Here is a 16,819-nt window from a genome sequence, read left to right as displayed (position 1 = left end):
TGCACTGCATCTCTTAGCGTTTGAATGTGAGGTGCCCACCAAGGCGATATTTACTACCAGGTGAAATAAGGCGAGTAAAACTCACAACGCCATTCGATGACCATGTTCGGCGAATAACTTGCAAGCAAGGCTCCTCATTGAACAAAGAGAGCCATTGACTTACTTGTGCACTTGGCATAATTGCTTCAACAGTGTGGCGAGCTTCGGTAAGTGGTGCAACCTCACACAAATATTCATGCGGTGTGGTTTTCTCGAAGTTTTGTTGCAGGTAGCCAGGCGCAAATGCTGGGTTTACGAAGCGTTCTTCAACTTGGATTGGTGTGCCATTTTCTAAGTGAACGAGCACCGAACGGTATACCTGGCTATTTTGCTCCACACCAAGGGCGATAGCTATTGGCGCAATTGCAGGCATTGATTCAAGCACTTCAGGGATACAGCGGTGTTCACTACCTCGTTCTTTTATCTCGTCGGCAATATTGCGAATTTCTAGCAGGTTTGATTGAGATTTAAAGCTGGCGACAAATGTGCCTAGACCTTGAGTGCGGCTTAATATGCCTGCGTCAGTTAGCTCACTGAGCGCTCTTCGAGCCGTCATACGGCTAACGCTAAATTGTTCAGCGAGTTCATTCTCGGAAGCTACGCGGCTATTTTCAGCCCATTCACCCGATTTGATTTTGCTAATGATATATTGTTTTATTTGCGCAAATTTAGGTTGTGCCATAGTAACCGTGTTATTGATTCGTCAATTGTTTAAGCCTTTTACCTAAGCATTTGCGAGTAATCAAGCTATAGTTGATAAAAGATACAATGAAGATGGCATATTTATATTGTATATACAAGTGTTCTTGATAGACTTTCATTTTAAATATGATTCTTATATTGAGTAAGTTATGACAGCCAATGAAGTAAATGCGTCAGAAAAACAGTCTTTTGATTTAGTGATCACAAATGTGCATATTGCCACCATGGACAATGCGATAGATAGTCAATATGGCACAATTCTAAACGCTGCCTTAGGTATTTTAAACGGTAAAATTGCGTGGTGTGGCAGTGCTGCAGACTTTCCTGAGTTTGATAGCTTACAAACACCTGTAATTAATGCTAAGGGTAAATGGATTACTCCTAGTTTAATCGATTGTCATACTCATATTGTGTGTGCAGGAAACCGTGCAAATGAATTTGAAATGCGACTTAATGGCGCTAGCTATCAAGAGATAGCGGCACAAGGTGGCGGTATTATTTCTACAGTTAAAGCCACTCGAGAAGCTGATCACGAAGGGTTGTTTGTTACTGCCAAAGATCGTTTAAATGCATTATTAAACGAAGGTGTCACCACAGTAGAAATTAAATCGGGTTATGGTCTCGATTTAGAAAATGAAATAAAAATGCTGGAAGTGGCAGAGCAGTTAAATCAGCATCACCCAATTGATGTACAAAAAACCTTCTTGGGTGCGCATGCGCTGCCACCAGAATATAAAGATGATGCAGATAGTTACATTGCCTTAGTATGCGATGAAATGATGCCTAAAGTTGCAGAACTAAAACTTGCTGATGCGGTAGATGCATTTTGTGAAGGTGTTGGTTTCTCTAACGAACAAACTCGCCGAGTATTTGATGCTGCTAAAAAATATGATTTATCGGTTAAATTACATGCTGAACAGTTATCAAACTTAAAAGGTGCTGAATTAGTCGCAGAATATAATGGTTTATCAGCTGATCATATTGAGTTTTTAGACGAATCTGGTGTTGTGGCAATGGCAAAAGCGAATACTGTTGCTGTGCTATTACCAGGCGCATTTTATTTCTTGCGTGAAACACAACTTCCACCCATCGACTTGCTGCGAAAACACAAAGTAGCAATGGCAATTGCGACTGACTTTAATCCTGGTACTTCGCCAATTTGCTCAGTGCAGCTGATGTTAAATATGGCATGTACATTATTCAGACTAACCCCTGCAGAATCACTTGCTGGAGTGACTGTAAATGCAGCGAAGGCGTTAGGTTTAACGGATAGAGGCGTTATAAGGGTAGGACTAAACGCTGATTTTGCTCTTTGGGATATTGATTCTCCAGCTCAGTTATCGTATCAATATGGCGTTAACCCGTTGAAGGGACTCTGGAAAGATGGTCAACAATTAAAATAGGAAGCTATTTCAGGTGAGAGACGCATGAAAAGAATAATAGCAAGCACATTAGCACTAACGTCACTTTCGCTTTTTGCTGCAACGGAAACTGTGATGTTTACATTTCCCAGCTTAGTTGCCGGAATGCTGCTTGTAAGTTGGTTTTTAGCCATTTTGCAATCTGGTAATGCCGTAATTCGTGTTTTGGATATTTTATTAGGGGTTGCTACGTTGGCATTTTTGTCAACGCATAATCTTGTTGCGTTGATTATCTGTGCACTCATCCTTGTTGCTGAATGTATTTTTACTCAACAGAAAAAAGCCCAGCGAATGGCCTTATGGCTAAATATTCTCAGTTTACTGTTTTTTGTGGCACTCTCAATTGGTTTTTATTTTGAAAAACTGGCGGCAGCATGGCTTGCTGTTGCCATCGTCTTTCATTATGTTTGCGCTAATGTTTATACATTTATTAGACATGAAAAGCGTTTGCAAAAAGCCCTTGTGGCGAAGATGAAAGGTGCAGAATCGCATAATGATAAACAATTATTATTAGAAAGAAGCGTTTTTCTCAACGGCTATGATAATTGGCAAAAAAATTCGTTGAATCGCGTTTTAGTTTTAATAAAGCTAGAAGGCTTAAGCAATATTAACCGCATGGTTGGTCACGACTTTGGTGATTTACTTATCGCCAAGCTTGGTAAAAAGATTAATGATGAATTAATTGCGCCAGAGGTGCTTTCAGTTTCGATGTTTAATGAATCTGTTCAGCTTTGTTACTTGGGAGGGGTGGATTTTGCCTTTGCAGTTGATACAAGTGTCGAATCACATTTGCATCAACGTCTAATACAACGCATTTATGATTTAGTTCATCAACCTACCAATGTTGATAATATTGACTCAGAGTTAACGCTGCGTGCTTCAATTGTGGAAGACAAACAACAGTTGAAAGGGCACCAGCTATTATCGCAGGCATATTTATCGATAGAATTTACAAGTGAAATCGATTGGCAAGTTACGTTTGAAAAAGAATTTTCAGAGCGAGCTGAAAAGCGTAAACAGTTACTAGCGGATTTGTCTCTGCTTGATTTTGAACGCGATTTCCAACTTTATTTCCATCCTGTTGTTGAACTTGAAACAAATAACATTTTGTTTATAGAGCTTCTTTTAAGGTGGCATCACCCTAAGTTTGGTACCTTAGAAGCGAAACATTTTATTGATGAAATTAATGGCGCGGGGCTGACATTACCGATAGCTCATTGGGTTTCAGAAAAAGCAGCCGAACTCGCATTAGCCGTTAAATTAGAAGATATTCATATTCCAGTGAGTGTTAATCTGTTTGGTAAAGAGTTGCTGCAAGATGAGTTCATTGACCATTTGGCAACGACTTTGGTTGAACATCGCTTAAGTGAGGGTGATATTATTATTGAAGCACCCGCAAATGTTTTTATGGGCTTACCTGATTTTGGTGAATCAATTCTAAGACGTTTAAAAGAAAATAATATCGCAGTATGTTTGGATGATTTAGGCATTGAGCCTCTTCAACTATCAAAGCTTCCACGTTTGGCTTTGAACTACGTAAAAGTGGATGGCTCTATTGTTAAAGAGTTAGCCGAAAATGTGAATACGCGAAGCTTGCTCAGCGGTATTATTGATATGAGTAATAGCTTAGGTATTAAAGTGGTATGTGAAGGTATTGAATCTGAGACTCAGTATACTTACATAAGTAGTATGAAATGCCACGCCGCACAAGGTTATTTGTTTTCTCGACCGTTGCCAAATGTTGGTCTTTTAGGGTGGTTAAAACAGTGGCAAAAACGTTTAGCGAATAAAGAGCGCCCTTATTAGTGCGCTCTTTATAAAATTAAGCTTCTCGACCGCTTAAGTAGCTGGCAACTAATGCCGCTAAAATTTGGCCCGCCTCATTGCTACCTTGGTTAACACCGTTAGCATGCTCACTCGGCGCGGCTTCACATAAATGTAAATAACGCGTGTAAGGGCTGAGTGCGAGTTGATAAACAAATTGCTCAGCTTCATATACAGCTAGGCCGCAGTTTGTAAATGCACTCACTGGCATGTACGAAATACTATCAACGTCAACTTCAATACCCATGGGTAGTTGATAGCTTTGCATTCTTGCTAGGGCTGCTTGATTGGCATCATTTAAAGAAATCTCTTGTCGTACTTTGATTGCTTGGTATGAGTCAAAAGAAAACCCAGCGTCATGCATACCATCAATAATGGCTTGATTATTTTTTAATTCATGCATTGCAATAACATGATAATCGCGCAGGTAATTTTGCTGGTAAGCATAACTAAAACCATTACCACTGTGGCGTCCTTCGATTGCTCTGAAGTCGGCATGAGGGTCCAAGTTGATAGCGCAACACGCTTGCTCTGTACTTTCGCTTAAGGCTTTGATAATTGGGTAGCAGTTGTTGTGACCACCACCAATTACGATTGGTTCTAATCCAGCATCGAATATCATTTTCAAGATAGGACTGGCGATATCATCTATTTCACCACAAAGTGAGCGCAAAGAGTCAAGTTCAACAGGATCTTGGTTACTCAAACCTTTGCCGCGTTTCATAATATCAATGCAGTCTACCTCGCCAAGTAGTAACACTTTATTACTGGCGATAAATTGATTAGCTTGCAAGTTTAAAAACTTTGCTAGAAATGCCTGCCAACCTAATTCAGCGCCGCCATTGCCTAAATTTGCACGCGGGCCAATATCTTCAGGGATCCCTAATAAAACATACTTGATACCATATGCTGAAGCGTCAGTCAGTGCATCAAAAAGGGATTGCTGTTGATTGATAAACGAAATGGATTGCCAAACGCGCTGCTCGCCAGCGCGTGATTGGCATAAATTTGAAATGCTTTGTTCAGTATAAATTGTGAGGTTATTCATCATCTAGATCAATTGATAGCTCTTCTGCTGAAAGAATAATACCAGTACTGTCAGCATAAATGTAATCACCATCAAAAAACGAAACGCCAGCAAAGTTAACAGGTACGCCTGACTCGCCGTAACCTTCGCTGTCTGCGGCAACAGGAATTGATGCGACAGCCTGAATACCAATATCCAGCTCTTCTAAATCACTAACATGGCGCACACTGCCGTAAACAACCAAGCCTTCCCAGTTGTTATCAAGCGCAAGTTCTGCAAGTTCGATATCAATTAATGCACGGCGAGTTGAGCCACCACCATCGATTAGTAACACTTTACCTGTACCATCTTGGGACAATGCTTCGCGGATCAGTTGATTATTTTCAAAACACTTAATGGTAGTTATTTGTCCTGAAAATGCAGTTGCACCGGCAAAATTAACAAATAAAGGTTCTAGTACGTCGATGCTATCAGCAAACTGATCACACAGGTCTGATGTATTGATTTCCATATTAGCTCCAAGGGCTTAATTAGTTTTCTCAGTATACCCTGCAGTGCGATTAATACAATTGATCTAAAGCTGTTTTATCAGGGTTTTATTTGAAGGACTGTCACAAATAGGTCATTAAAATACCATCTTATTTACTTGAAATTGTCACGGCTTTGTTACTTGATGAATCTACAGTCAGCTAATAACTCTTAAAAGAGGGCTGCTATGCAAACTATCTCACAGCTAGACAGAAAAGCGTTTTTTAAATTGTTTAATCATCAAGCATCTAAACGCAGACTGTATACCATTAAAACAGTATCAAAATTAGGTGACGGGTTTCTCTACTTAGCAGTTGGGTTAGTATGCTACCTAGTCGATACACAAGTGAGCAAACTTGCTTTGTCAGCTTTAGTACTGGGCTTTGCATTAGAGCGGCCATGTTACTACTTACTAAAAAATACATTGAAAAGGGAAAGACCAAGCCAAACCATTGTTGAAGGGTTTGTGGTTCCTAATGACCGCTTTAGTTTACCTTCTGGGCATAGTTCCGCAGCATGGCTATTTGCTTCCATCATCAGCTGGTATTTTCCTGAGTTCAGCTACGTATTATTGTTAGCTGTAGCCATTTCACTCTCAAGGGTGATGTTAGGGGTGCATTACCCGTGTGATGTTTTAGTTGGGGCTTTGCTAGGAATTAGCTTCGCAACATTGGCAATTATAGGAGCAAGCTGATGAAAATATTGTATGGCATTCAGGGCACGGGAAATGGTCACATCACACGTGCACGAGCAATGGCAAAAGCATTTGCAAAAACCGATGTTAACGTCGATTACTTTTTTAGCGGGCGCCCTGCGAATAAATACTTTGATATGTCTGATTTTGACGATTATCGTACTCGGGAAGGATTTACGTTTGCCATTGAAAATGGGTGTGTAAATAAATTAGCAACTCTGAAAAGTATTCGTATTGGACAGTTTATTCATGATGTCAAAAAGCTTGATTTATCGGGTTATGATCTTGTGATTAATGACTTCGAACCAATTTCTGCTTGGGCTGCAAAGTTAGCTAAGGTGCCATGTGTTGGCATTAGCCATCAAGCATCATTTTTATCCAATAAAGTGCCGTCGCGAAATGCAAATATGATGACAAGGCTGGGATTAAAGTTATTTGCCCCAGCAAGTTGCTACTTAGGTGTGCATTGGTTTCCTTATCATCAAAATATCATTCCGCCTTTTATCGAGCCGGTGAAAAGTTGGCAACAAGACAATTATATTGAAAACAAAATTTTGGTGTATTTACCTTTTGAAAATCCTCAAAAAATTATTCAAATGCTTAAGCATTTCCCTGAATTTGAGTTTTACTGTTATCACCCGCAATTACAAAACGAAACTATCAATCAACATATTCATTTGCGTTCGCCGTGCAGAATCGGTTTTTTGAATGACCTTGTTTCATCTTCAGGCACTATCGGTAATGCGGGATTTGAGCTTTCAAGTGAAGCATTGCGATACGGTAAGAAATTATTGTTAAAGCCACTGGCGGGGCAGTTTGAACAAGCCTCTAACGCCTTTACGCTAGTTGAGGCTGGGTTGGCCACGAGTATGAGTTGTTTAAATATAGATATAGTCGATGACTGGTTATCGCAGCGAGGTCAACATGCGATTAATTTTCCGAGTGATCCTACACCTTTAGCGGATTGGCTTGCTGGTGGTGCTTTCGATGTAAAATCGTTATCGGACTGTTTGTGGAAAAATGTGCAATTACCTCATTTTTCAACTAGCTAACTTTTAGCACAATTTTTTATAGCAACTATACTTTATTGAGCTTCCTAAAAATTATACATAACAGAGGTTTATATGGAGTTGCTACAAAGGCTAACAATTAAGGCGCGGCTACAGCTAAATGCATTTTTTGTTGGTTTGGCTATGTTGGTTCTGCTATTTGTCATCCTGTATGAAGCATCGGTGATGCTTAAACTAAATAATGCGGTGCAATTAACAGAAGAGCTTGCCATCCATGAGGGGGTTTTGCGAAAGCATGAAAAAAACTTTTTATTCTACAAAAACCAAGATTCTTTAACCTTGTTTGATGATGAATTCAAAGAACTAAAATCAACATCGAGCAATTTGAATACGATACTCAAAGAATTAGATATAGATACAAATACCTTATCTGAATTAAATTCGATTATTGATCAATACAACGCTGACTTTGCAAATGTTGTCGAATTACAAAGAAAAATAGGCCTACACCCAAAGGATGCAGCTTATGGCAATTTAAGAGCTGCAGTACACCAAGTTGAAACGCTACTGAAACAACGCAGTAATTATAAGCTGCTGGCTGATATGCTCCAATTAAGACGTAACGAAAAAGATTTTATGCTGCGTTTGGATAAAAAGTATTTAACCCGTTTTAACGACAACATAGATTCATTTAAAGCAAGCATTAAAAGCTCAGATGAAGATACAGGATATCAATCAGAGCTATTGTCGCTGCTCGATATTTACCAAAGAGAGTTTTCTGCGTTAGTTTCAGCGCAAGAGAAATTAGGGTTGGATTTGAACTCGGGGGCACTCGGTAAAATGTCTGCCAGTGTTGCTAAAAGCGATGTTATTGTCGACAGGCTAGTCGCTGAGACAAAAGCTGCTATTGAAAGCAGTGCTGATTTTTCAAAAACGGCGGCAATTGTTATTTTTGTTATCTCCTCATTTGTAGTGATGACCTTGGTTTACATGACTAGCCGCTCTATTATCGTTCCCGTTAACAAAGTATGTGAAGTAATACACGAAATTCGCAGTTCTAATGACCTAACACGCAGTGTGAAAAGTGTTGGTGATGATGAAATTGCACGCATGACTACAGATTTTGACTCTTTTATTGGTGATTTTAAAAACCTAATTTTCGAGGTGAAACAAGCATTAGGTATTTTAAATACAGCGACAGAAAACCTTGCGAGTACCACTGCAGAGACAAGTGAGGGTATGCGTGAACAATTGCATGAAGCGGATATGGTAGCAACTGCCGCGACTGAGATGCAGGCAACGATTCAAGATATCTCTCACAACACCGAAGCTGCTGCGAAAAAAGCAGAATCGACAAACGAAAATGCAATGCAAGGTAAACAAGAGGTCGATTCTACTGTTTCACGTATTTCCGAATTGACGCACTCATTAACGCATGCGTCTGATGTGGTAACACAATTAGAACAAGATGCAGTTACTATTGGTTCAGTACTTGATGTGATCAGAGGCATTGCAGAACAAACAAACTTACTAGCCCTTAACGCTGCTATTGAAGCTGCACGTGCTGGTGAACAAGGTCGTGGTTTTGCTGTTGTTGCTGACGAAGTACGCTCTCTTGCCCAGCGAACGCAAGATTCAACGCAAGAAATTGAAAGCATAATTTCGACGTTACAACAACGTACTCAGGAAGTTGTGAGTGTTATGGATCGTTGTAAAACGCAAGGGAGCTCGAGCTCTGAGCAAGCGGTTCAGGCAGGGACCTTGCTTTATTCGATTAGCGAAGATGTACAAACTATCATGGACATGAGTACACAAATAGCCACTGCAATTGATGAACAAAATCAAGTTGCTTCAGAGGTTAATAAAAACGTGATTAAGATTCGTGATATTGCTGAACAAGCAGCGACTCACGCGCAAACCAATGCACAAACTAGCGAGGAGGTTTCAGCCCAAGCTGAAGTTCTTCACAAAGCGATTGAAAAATTTAATGTGTAAGCTTAATTGGGATCAAAGCCTCGCGAGAGGCTTTTTTTTGTTTAAGCGTCACGAGATAATCTTGCCATAATTTGTCTTGATGTTCAGCGAGATGCGCTAAATAATCCCAACTGTATAACCCTGTATTATGACCGTCATCAAAAATAATACGTGCTGCATAATGGCCAACTTGTTCTATCGTTGAAATAGCGACTTCCTTTTTATTGGTCACTAAAATGGCATTGCCATGCCCTTGAACTTCCGCTGAAGGGGAGTGAACACGTAAAAATTCAGCACTAAATGTGGTAACAAGTTGATTATCAAAATGTACATCTAATTGCTTACTAATACGGTGATAGTGTAATTTGGCTACTAGCATATCAATTCCAAATAAAAAGGTGCTTTAAAGCACCTTTTTGTGTTTATTAAAAGCGTACTAATTATAAGATAAAACGACTTAAATCTTCATCTTTAACAAGCTCACCTAAGAAGCGCTCAACATAGTTAGCATCAACGATTAGGCTTTCACCTGATTTTTCGCTAGCGTCATATGAAATTTCTTCCATAAGCTTTTCCATCACTGTGTGTAAACGACGTGCACCGATGTTTTCAGTTTTTTCGTTAACTTGCCATGCAGCTTCAGCAATTTTATTGATTGCATCTTCACGGAATTCAACATTTACACCTTCAGTGCCCATTAGAGCTTGGTATTGTTCCGTTAGAGATGCGTGTGGTTCTGTCAAAATACGCTCAAAATCAGATGATGTAAGCGCTTCTAGCTCAACGCGAATTGGTAAACGGCCCTGCAGTTCAGGAATGAGGTCTGATGGTTTTGCCATTTGGAATGCACCTGATGCAATAAACAGAATATGATCGGTTTTTACCATACCGTGCTTCGTATTTACCGTTGAGCCTTCTACAAGCGGCAATAAGTCACGCTGAACGCCTTCACGACTTACGTCTGGACCTGAAGATTCACCGCGTTTACAGATTTTGTCAATTTCATCGATAAACACAATGCCGTTTTGTTCAACAGCGTTAATTGCCTGCTCTTTTAGCTCTTCAGGGTTTACTAATTTAGCCGCTTCCTCTTCCGTAAGCAGTTTAAATGCATCTTTTATTTTAAGCTTACGTTTAGACTTTTTATCATTACCCATGTTTTGGAACATGCTTTGTAATTGATTCGTCATCTCTTCCATGCCCGGAGGAGCCATAATCTCAACACCAACTGGGGCTTGAGAAATGTCAATTTCGATTTCCTTGTCGTCTAACTGACCTTCACGAAGCTTTTTGCGGAATGCTTGGCGGGTAGAGTTATTTTCAGACTCTTGTGATTGCCCCCATGCATCTTTTGCTGGTGGCAATAATGCGTCTAAAATACGCTCTTCTGCAGCTTCTTCTGCTCTGAACTTATACTTCTCGGTTTGTTGTTCACGGGTCATTTTAACTGATATATCAGCAAGATCTCGAATGATCGTTTCAACTTCTTTACCAACATAACCAACTTCGGTGAACTTTGTAGCTTCAACCTTTATAAATGGTGCATTAGCTAATTTAGCTAAACGGCGCGCGATTTCTGTTTTACCAACACCTGTCGGACCGATCATCAAGATGTTTTTTGGTGTTACTTCGCTGCGCAGTGCTTCATCAAGTTGCATGCGTCTCCAGCGGTTACGAAGCGCAATCGCGACTGCTTTTTTTGCTTTATTTTGACCGATAATGTGCTGGTCTAATTCGTGTACAATTTCTCTAGGTGTCATCGCAGACATATCAAATTACCCCAGCTCTTCAATAGTTTGGAAGTTGTTAGTGAATACGCAAATATCGCCTGCAATTTTCAAGCTTTTTTCTACAATTTCACGTGCGCTTAACTCGGTATTTTCGAGTAGTGCAATTGCTGCTGATTGAGCAAAGTTACCACCACTACCAATTGCAATTAAGTCATGCTCAGGTTGCACAACATCGCCATTACCTGTGATTATCAAAGATGCTGTTTCATCTGCTACAGCAAGCAAGGCTTCAAGCTTTCTAAGTGCGCGATCTGTGCGCCAATCTTTTGCCATCTCAACAGCAGCTTTGGTTAAATGGCCTTGGTGCATTTCTAGTTTAGATTCAAAACGTTCAAAAAGCGTAAAAGCATCGGCTGTTCCGCCAGCAAAACCTGCTAGCACTTTACCGTTATAAAGACGACGTACTTTTTTCGCGTTACCTTTCATTACTGTGTTACCGAGTGATACTTGGCCATCACCACCAATCACTACTTTGCCTTCACGGCGCACAGAAACTATCGTAGTCATAAATAAACCTTAGGTTTAATCTGTTAAATTGAATTGCTATTGATATGTGGACAAACGGGAATATTTCAAGGGGGGTTTAGAAACTTGGTAGCAAACTACGCTACCAAGTTTCGCTAAGTGTTTAGTATAGCGAGATACTATTTAGGCATTAAGTAAATCTGACAACGTGACATACGAGCACGTTTGATCTGATTATTTGCACTTTCTGCTAAACGTTTTGTATCAAATGGCTGAATTCTTACACGATACCAAACGCCATTTTTGCCTTCTGTGCGGTCTACGTCGGCAATAAGTCCAGTTTTAAAGGCAATTTGAGCTTTTAATGCTTCGGCATCATCACGATTACGAAGCGAAGCACATTGCATGTAATACGGGCCTTTTTGTTCTTGTTCTTCAACCTCAACTTCTATTTTGGCATTTTCAATTTCATCAATAAATTCAGGTTTTTTGGGTTTAGGTTTTGGCGCTGAAGTCGGTGCTTTTTGTGATGCTTGTTTTGAAGCCTTAACGTCACTGTTTGTTGTGATGAAATAAAGACCATAAATACCAGCCGAAACTAACACGACTGCAACTAAAAGCGCTGCAACAGGAAAAGGGCGTTTATTTGTCGCTGGTTTTTTTTGTGTACGCTTTTTATTTACGTAATCTCTTTGGGCCATTTTTTACTGTTTTCTTATGCCATTGATACAGGATCGATATCAATACTCCAGCGTACTTTTGTTGCTAGCTTACTTTGGCTTATATAGCTAACTAATTGATTTAGGTAACGATGCAATTCTTTGCGTTCATTACCTTGTACATGGAGCTGATAACGGTACTTACCCGCAACGCGCTCAAGCGCAGCAGGAACAGGTCCGAGCAATTGTATACCAGATGGCAGTTGTTCTGGAATAAGGTCATACAAAAAATTATTGATGTCGTTAGGATTGTGCGATTCACAGCGAATAATGGCTAAACAATTAAACGGTGGCAGCTGCATTTCTTCACGTTCAGTTAATGCGTAATGAGCAAAATCTTGATAACCGTTGTTGATCAAGTCTTGCAAAAGTGGATGCTCAGGAAAGTGTGTTTGTAATAATACGGTGCCGGCTTCACCACTGCGCCCAGCGCGGCCTGACACTTGAGTAATTAATTGGGCTAAATGTTCTGTGGCTCTAAAATCATAAGAGTACAGGCCACTGTCCACATCCATTATTACGACCAGTGAAACTTCACTAAAGTGATGGCCCTTGGCGAGCATTTGAGTACCAATTAAAATACGTGGCTCACCTTTATTTATTTCATTTAATGCGGCTTCTAAACTGCCTTTTTTGCGTGTTGAATCTCTATCAACACGTGTAATTGGAGTGTCTGGAAAGGCTTCTGATAAAAATTCAGCGACTTGTTCTGTTCCTTGTCCTGCCGGAATAATTTGTGTGCTGCCACAACAAGGACATTGAGTGGGTACATATTCTTGAGAACCACAATGGTGGCAAATTAAGTTACGAATGTGTTTGTGGTAAGTGGCATTCGCACTGCATCGTTGACATTGACTAAGCCAGCCACATTCATGACAAATCAAACTCGGTGAAAATCCCCGTCGATTTAAAAACACCATCACCTGTTTGCGGCGCTTAAGTTCTTTTTTGATGTACTCTAGGGTTGCTTGTGCCAGGCCTGATTGCTGATGTTGTCCGCGCATATCAAGCAGTACATATTGATTATCAGTTTGGGTTTGTGCTCGCTCTGTTAATGTCAGTAGTTGGTATTTTTGGTTTTTTGCATTTTGCACGCTTTCCAGTGAGGGAGTTGCACTGCCTAAAATCAGAGGGATAGCTAATTTAGCTGCGCGAAAACAAGCTAAGTCACGGGCATGGTATCGAAGTGAGTCTTGTTGTTTGAATGATAAGTCATGCTCTTCATCAACAATGATCATGGCTAATTGAGCAAAGGGTAAAAACACACTTGAACGTGTACCTATTACGATTGCTGCACTTTGGTTTTGTGCAGCGCGCCAAGTTGAAAGACGCTCATGGTCTGTCATTGCGGAATGCCATAACATGATGGGTACATTCGGAAAACGTCTACGAAAACGGTTAACTGTCTGCGGTGTGAGACCAATTTCGGGCACTAATACTAATGCTTGTTGTCCTTGTTGAAGCGGCTTTTCAAGTGCCTGTAAATAAACTTCGGTTTTACCGCTACCAGTCACCCCTTCCAGTAAATAGCATGTGTAACCGGATTGCTGATTGATAGCTGCAAGTGCTACAGCTTGTTCACGATTGAGTTTAGGCTTATCACCCTTTGCTAACGGCTTTGATTGCCAATCACGGTTATATTCAATCGTTTTTTCAATAATGGATTTTTCTAGTAGTGACTTAACGGTGCTGCTGCTAAAACCTAATGCACTTAATTCAGTGACAGGAGTACTGCCCGAGTCTATAAGGTGTTCAATTAATTGGCGTTGCTTTTTACCTGTTACCTTAGTGTTTTGGTCAACTAGTTTGATTATGGGAACTGCAGATTTATCTAGATCCTCACCTTTATTAAGTAGGTTTGGCAGCGCAACTTGATAGCTTTCCCCCAATGGGTTTTGATAATAATGACTGGCAAACTCAACAAGGCTGATTAAGTGACCATCGATAATGGGGTGGCTATCAATCAAACTCGAGATAGGCCTTAGTTTTGACATAAATTCGCTGTCTGATTTGAGCTTAATTACGATACCAATAAGTTGCTGGCGACCAAATTGCACTGCAACTCGGCAACCTACAGCAATATCTGATTGAATATGGGGTTCGATTAAGTAATCAAAATTGCGGTATAACGGCACATTTAACGCAACTTCGGCAACAAGATACATGGAAATTAAGCTTTTATTTAGCGACTGATTTTATGAAATTAAATCACGGCAGGCTATCCGCGGCTAGTATTAAACTTAATTTAAATCACGGTGGTTAAAGATCTTGCTATTACGCAGTTTGTTGGCTAGAATTCGCGCCCTATATATTTTTGTTTAACAACGTATGGTGCCAGACTTCGGGTTTGGAGAGCGATACGGCCTAATTAGAGGTTCACTATGAAAGAAGGTATCCACCCTAAGTACGAAGCAATCAATGCTACTTGTTCATGTGGTAACAAATTTGTAACGCGTTCAACTCTTTGTAAAGACATCCACTTAGATGTTTGTTCAGAGTGTCACCCGTTCTACACTGGTAAGCAAAAAGTGCTTGATACAGGTGGTCGTGTTGATCGCTTCAACAAGCGTTTCGGCGCTCTATCAAGCAAAAAATAAGACGTTTTCGTTCTTATTAAAGAAAGCACCTACGGGTGCTTTTTTTTGTATCTTAATTTCAATATGAATTTTTGTCATCTTTAATGCTTTTTCTATGTCTTTTTATTCTAAGTGGATGGCTATATACTGGATTATAGATGGTTTCAATAGTCACTATTTTTACTATCTGTTGGTCAAATAGTACTTAGTAAGGGTAAAAAAGGGCGTGTGATAAATCTGGTCGGATCTGAATTAACTTCAATCTGGTAATGATTTAGCAGAAAATATCCAAAGCTCATGGTTGTAAATTAAACTATGGTCTTAGGTTAAGATATAACCGCATTTAACTTCTATTTACTCTAAATGCCGTACTATTAAACCAGTATCTCTCACTTTTAACATCGTAGGATAAGGCACGCATGTCTGACATAAGAGAAAAAGCGCTACAATACCATTCTGAACCCGTTCCCGGAAAAATTAGCATTGAACTTACTAAACCTGCAGAAACCGTAAATGATCTTGCATTAGCTTATAGCCCAGGTGTTGCTGAGCCTGTTCGTGAAATTGCTGCAGATCCGAATAATGCCTATAAATACACCGCAAAAGGCAATATGGTTGCTGTTATCTCAAATGGTACTGCTATTTTAGGTTTAGGAAACTTAGGGCCACTAGCGTCAAAACCTGTAATGGAAGGTAAGGCTCTTTTATTCAAGCGTTTTGCTGGTCTAGATTCAATTGATATTGAAGTTAAACATCGCACAACCGAGGATTTTATCAATACGGTTGAAAATATTGCGGACACCTTTGGTGGTATTAACTTAGAAGATATTAAAGCACCAGAATGCTTCGAAATTGAAAAAGCCCTAATAGAACGTTGTAGCGTTCCTGTGTTCCATGATGATCAGCATGGTACTGCGATTGTTACTGCGGCAGGTATGTTAAATGCGTTAGAGATTCAAGGTAAAAAGCTTAAAGATGCACTTATTGTGTGTTTAGGTGCTGGTGCTGCGGCAATTGCTTGTATGGAGCTACTAATTAAATGTGGCGCACAACGTGAGCACATTTATATGCTCGATAGAAAAGGGGTTATTCATACACGTCGTGACGACTTAAATGAATACAAGATGCTGTTTGCCAACAATACGGATAAACGTACATTACAGGATGTAATTGAAGAAGCGGATGTATTTGTAGGTGTTTCTGGCCCTGACTTGTTAGCTCCAGAAGATCTAAAGTTAATGGCAGATAAGCCAGTGGTATTTGCATGCTCTAACCCTGATCCTGAAATTAAGCCAGAAGTAGCGAATGCAGCGCGCAATGATTTAATTATGGCAACAGGTCGTTCAGATTACCCAAACCAGGTAAACAATGTGTTGTGTTTCCCGTTTATTTTCCGTGGTGCACTTGATGTACGCGCAACAGCGATTAATGACGAAATGAAAATTGCGGCGGTTAACGCTATTCGTGCTATTGCTAAAGAACCTGTGCCAGAGGAAGTATTATCTGCGTCTGGTGAATCAAGCCTTGAGTTTGGTAAAGACTATATTATACCTAAGCCAATGGATCCGCGCTTATTACCTCGTGTAGCACGTGCTGTTGCGGAAGCTGCAGTTGCTTCGGGTGTGGCACAAATAGAAATGCCAGAAAATTACATGCTTTAGCCTAGCTAAAGCCAAAAAAAACCTCAGCGTATGCTGAGGTTTTTTTTATTCGTCTTCTAATTCAGGAACCGGTAACCCGCGTTCAGCAAGAATCTCTTTTACCCTTTGCGGAATATGCTCAGGATTATCTTTTCTTAAATCTTCATCGTCAGGCAATGGCTGACCTGTAAATGCATGCAAAAATGCCTCACAAAGTAATTCGCTATTGGTTGCATGACGTAAGTTATTTACCTGTCTACGAGTACGCTCGTCTGTCAGTACTTTCAATACGTTAAGAGGGATAGATACGGTAATCTTTTTTACTTGTTCTGATTTTTTACCGTGTTCCGCATATGGGTGAATATATTCACCGTTCCATTCAGTTGCCATAAAGTGTACTAGCCTATATC

At 40.1% G+C, this 16,819-nt stretch carries 16 protein-coding genes; 7 read left to right on the top strand and 9 right to left on the bottom strand.

The features are described 5' to 3' along the window. Nucleotides 1–13: 13 nt before the first annotated feature. The gene (hutC, locus tag OM33_RS01550) at nucleotides 14–721 is read right to left on the bottom strand and encodes a histidine utilization repressor (protein ID WP_038637835.1); all 708 of its coding nucleotides are present in this window, start codon (nucleotides 719–721) and stop codon (nucleotides 14–16) included. Nucleotides 722–890: 169 nt separating this feature from the next. Between hutC and hutI the strand changes: the two genes are divergently transcribed. Further along, on the top strand, nucleotides 891–2,144 hold the full coding sequence (gene hutI, locus OM33_RS01545; protein WP_038637832.1) for an imidazolonepropionase: 1,254 nt from the start codon (nucleotides 891–893) through the stop codon (nucleotides 2,142–2,144). A 24-nt stretch (nucleotides 2,145–2,168) separates the two neighbouring features. After that, nucleotides 2,169–3,968 carry an EAL domain-containing protein gene (locus OM33_RS01540; RefSeq protein ID WP_052140857.1) on the top strand — a complete coding sequence of 600 codons (1,800 nt, stop codon included), beginning with the start codon at nucleotides 2,169–2,171 and terminating at the stop codon, nucleotides 3,966–3,968. 16 nt (nucleotides 3,969–3,984) lie between these two features. Here OM33_RS01540 and OM33_RS01535 read toward each other — a convergent pair whose 3' ends face one another. Continuing rightward, nucleotides 3,985–5,037, bottom strand: a complete 1,053-nt coding sequence (locus tag OM33_RS01535) for a formimidoylglutamase (protein WP_038637830.1) — start codon at nucleotides 5,035–5,037, stop codon at nucleotides 3,985–3,987. Continuing rightward, the gene (gene rraA / locus OM33_RS01530) at nucleotides 5,027–5,524 is read right to left on the bottom strand and encodes a ribonuclease E activity regulator RraA (RefSeq protein WP_038637828.1); all 498 of its coding nucleotides are present in this window, start codon (nucleotides 5,522–5,524) and stop codon (nucleotides 5,027–5,029) included. Before rraA ends, OM33_RS01535 begins: the two co-directional genes overlap by 11 nt. Nucleotides 5,525–5,728: 204 nt before the next feature. Between rraA and OM33_RS01525 the strand changes: the two genes are divergently transcribed. From OM33_RS01525 to OM33_RS01515, 3 genes are all read left to right on the top strand, one after another. After that, the gene (locus OM33_RS01525) at nucleotides 5,729–6,235 is read left to right on the top strand and encodes a phosphatase PAP2 family protein (protein WP_038637826.1); all 507 of its coding nucleotides are present in this window, start codon (nucleotides 5,729–5,731) and stop codon (nucleotides 6,233–6,235) included. Then, entirely contained in the window at nucleotides 6,235–7,287 is a 1,053-nt protein-coding gene (locus OM33_RS01520; RefSeq protein ID WP_038637822.1) for an MJ1255/VC2487 family glycosyltransferase, read from the top strand. The genes OM33_RS01525 and OM33_RS01520 overlap by 1 nt, the downstream gene beginning before the upstream one ends. Before the next feature lie 72 nt (nucleotides 7,288–7,359). Further along, nucleotides 7,360–9,240, top strand: a complete 1,881-nt coding sequence (locus OM33_RS01515; RefSeq protein ID WP_038637819.1) for a methyl-accepting chemotaxis protein — start codon at nucleotides 7,360–7,362, stop codon at nucleotides 9,238–9,240. Here the strand turns inward: OM33_RS01515 and OM33_RS01510 are convergent. From OM33_RS01510 to priA, 5 genes are all read right to left on the bottom strand, one after another. Beyond that, entirely contained in the window at nucleotides 9,230–9,598 is a 369-nt protein-coding gene (locus OM33_RS01510; RefSeq protein ID WP_038637817.1) for a gamma-butyrobetaine hydroxylase-like domain-containing protein, read from the bottom strand. The genes OM33_RS01515 and OM33_RS01510 overlap by 11 nt on opposite strands. 61 nt (nucleotides 9,599–9,659) lie before the next feature. After that, the gene (gene hslU / locus OM33_RS01505; RefSeq protein ID WP_038637814.1) at nucleotides 9,660–10,988 is read right to left on the bottom strand and encodes an HslU--HslV peptidase ATPase subunit; all 1,329 of its coding nucleotides are present in this window, start codon (nucleotides 10,986–10,988) and stop codon (nucleotides 9,660–9,662) included. Nucleotides 10,989–10,994: 6 nt separating this feature from the next. Then, nucleotides 10,995–11,516: an ATP-dependent protease subunit HslV gene (gene hslV, locus OM33_RS01500; protein ID WP_038637811.1), complete on the bottom strand. Its 522-nt coding sequence runs from the start codon at nucleotides 11,514–11,516 to the stop codon at nucleotides 10,995–10,997. A 137-nt stretch (nucleotides 11,517–11,653) separates the two neighbouring features. Beyond that, on the bottom strand, nucleotides 11,654–12,175 hold the full coding sequence (locus OM33_RS01495) for an SPOR domain-containing protein (protein ID WP_038637809.1): 522 nt from the start codon (nucleotides 12,173–12,175) through the stop codon (nucleotides 11,654–11,656). A 14-nt stretch (nucleotides 12,176–12,189) separates the two neighbouring features. Then, entirely contained in the window at nucleotides 12,190–14,358 is a 2,169-nt protein-coding gene (priA, locus tag OM33_RS01490; RefSeq protein WP_038637805.1) for a primosomal protein N', read from the bottom strand. A gap of 216 nt (nucleotides 14,359–14,574) precedes the next feature. On the opposite strand from priA, the gene rpmE reads away from it, so the two are divergent. Both rpmE and OM33_RS01480 read left to right on the top strand, forming a co-directional pair. Further along, the gene (gene rpmE, locus OM33_RS01485) at nucleotides 14,575–14,790 is read left to right on the top strand and encodes a 50S ribosomal protein L31 (RefSeq protein WP_038637802.1); all 216 of its coding nucleotides are present in this window, start codon (nucleotides 14,575–14,577) and stop codon (nucleotides 14,788–14,790) included. A 398-nt stretch (nucleotides 14,791–15,188) separates the two neighbouring features. Beyond that, complete coding sequence (locus OM33_RS01480; RefSeq protein ID WP_038637799.1) at nucleotides 15,189–16,430, top strand: malic enzyme-like NAD(P)-binding protein; 1,242 nt, start codon at nucleotides 15,189–15,191, stop codon at nucleotides 16,428–16,430. Between the two features lie 45 nt (nucleotides 16,431–16,475). Here OM33_RS01480 and metJ read toward each other — a convergent pair whose 3' ends face one another. Further along, nucleotides 16,476–16,799 (bottom strand): met regulon transcriptional regulator MetJ, encoded by a 324-nt coding sequence (gene metJ, locus OM33_RS01475; RefSeq protein WP_010562146.1) that lies wholly within the window; start codon nucleotides 16,797–16,799, stop codon nucleotides 16,476–16,478. Nucleotides 16,800–16,819: the final 20 nt, after the last annotated feature.

This window comes from Pseudoalteromonas piratica (assembly GCF_000788395.1).
GTDB lineage: Bacteria > Pseudomonadota > Gammaproteobacteria > Enterobacterales > Alteromonadaceae > Pseudoalteromonas > Pseudoalteromonas piratica.
This window is presented reverse-complemented; position numbering and strand designations above follow the sequence as displayed.

Coding starts and splice junctions, on each gene's coding strand:
- hutC (WP_038637835.1), bottom strand. CDS start 721: ATGGCACAACCTAAATTTGCGCAAATAAAACAATATATCATTAGCAAA.
- hutI (WP_038637832.1), top strand. CDS start 891: ATGACAGCCAATGAAGTAAATGCGTCAGAAAAACAGTCTTTTGATTTA.
- OM33_RS01540 (WP_052140857.1), top strand. CDS start 2,169: ATGAAAAGAATAATAGCAAGCACATTAGCACTAACGTCACTTTCGCTT.
- OM33_RS01535 (WP_038637830.1), bottom strand. CDS start 5,037: ATGATGAATAACCTCACAATTTATACTGAACAAAGCATTTCAAATTTA.
- rraA (WP_038637828.1), bottom strand. CDS start 5,524: ATGGAAATCAATACATCAGACCTGTGTGATCAGTTTGCTGATAGCATC.
- OM33_RS01525 (WP_038637826.1), top strand. CDS start 5,729: ATGCAAACTATCTCACAGCTAGACAGAAAAGCGTTTTTTAAATTGTTT.
- OM33_RS01520 (WP_038637822.1), top strand. CDS start 6,235: ATGAAAATATTGTATGGCATTCAGGGCACGGGAAATGGTCACATCACA.
- OM33_RS01515 (WP_038637819.1), top strand. CDS start 7,360: ATGGAGTTGCTACAAAGGCTAACAATTAAGGCGCGGCTACAGCTAAAT.
- OM33_RS01510 (WP_038637817.1), bottom strand. CDS start 9,598: ATGCTAGTAGCCAAATTACACTATCACCGTATTAGTAAGCAATTAGAT.
- hslU (WP_038637814.1), bottom strand. CDS start 10,988: ATGTCTGCGATGACACCTAGAGAAATTGTACACGAATTAGACCAGCAC.
- hslV (WP_038637811.1), bottom strand. CDS start 11,516: ATGACTACGATAGTTTCTGTGCGCCGTGAAGGCAAAGTAGTGATTGGT.
- OM33_RS01495 (WP_038637809.1), bottom strand. CDS start 12,175: ATGGCCCAAAGAGATTACGTAAATAAAAAGCGTACACAAAAAAAACCA.
- priA (WP_038637805.1), bottom strand. CDS start 14,358: ATGTATCTTGTTGCCGAAGTTGCGTTAAATGTGCCGTTATACCGCAAT.
- rpmE (WP_038637802.1), top strand. CDS start 14,575: ATGAAAGAAGGTATCCACCCTAAGTACGAAGCAATCAATGCTACTTGT.
- OM33_RS01480 (WP_038637799.1), top strand. CDS start 15,189: ATGTCTGACATAAGAGAAAAAGCGCTACAATACCATTCTGAACCCGTT.
- metJ (WP_010562146.1), bottom strand. CDS start 16,799: ATGGCAACTGAATGGAACGGTGAATATATTCACCCATATGCGGAACAC.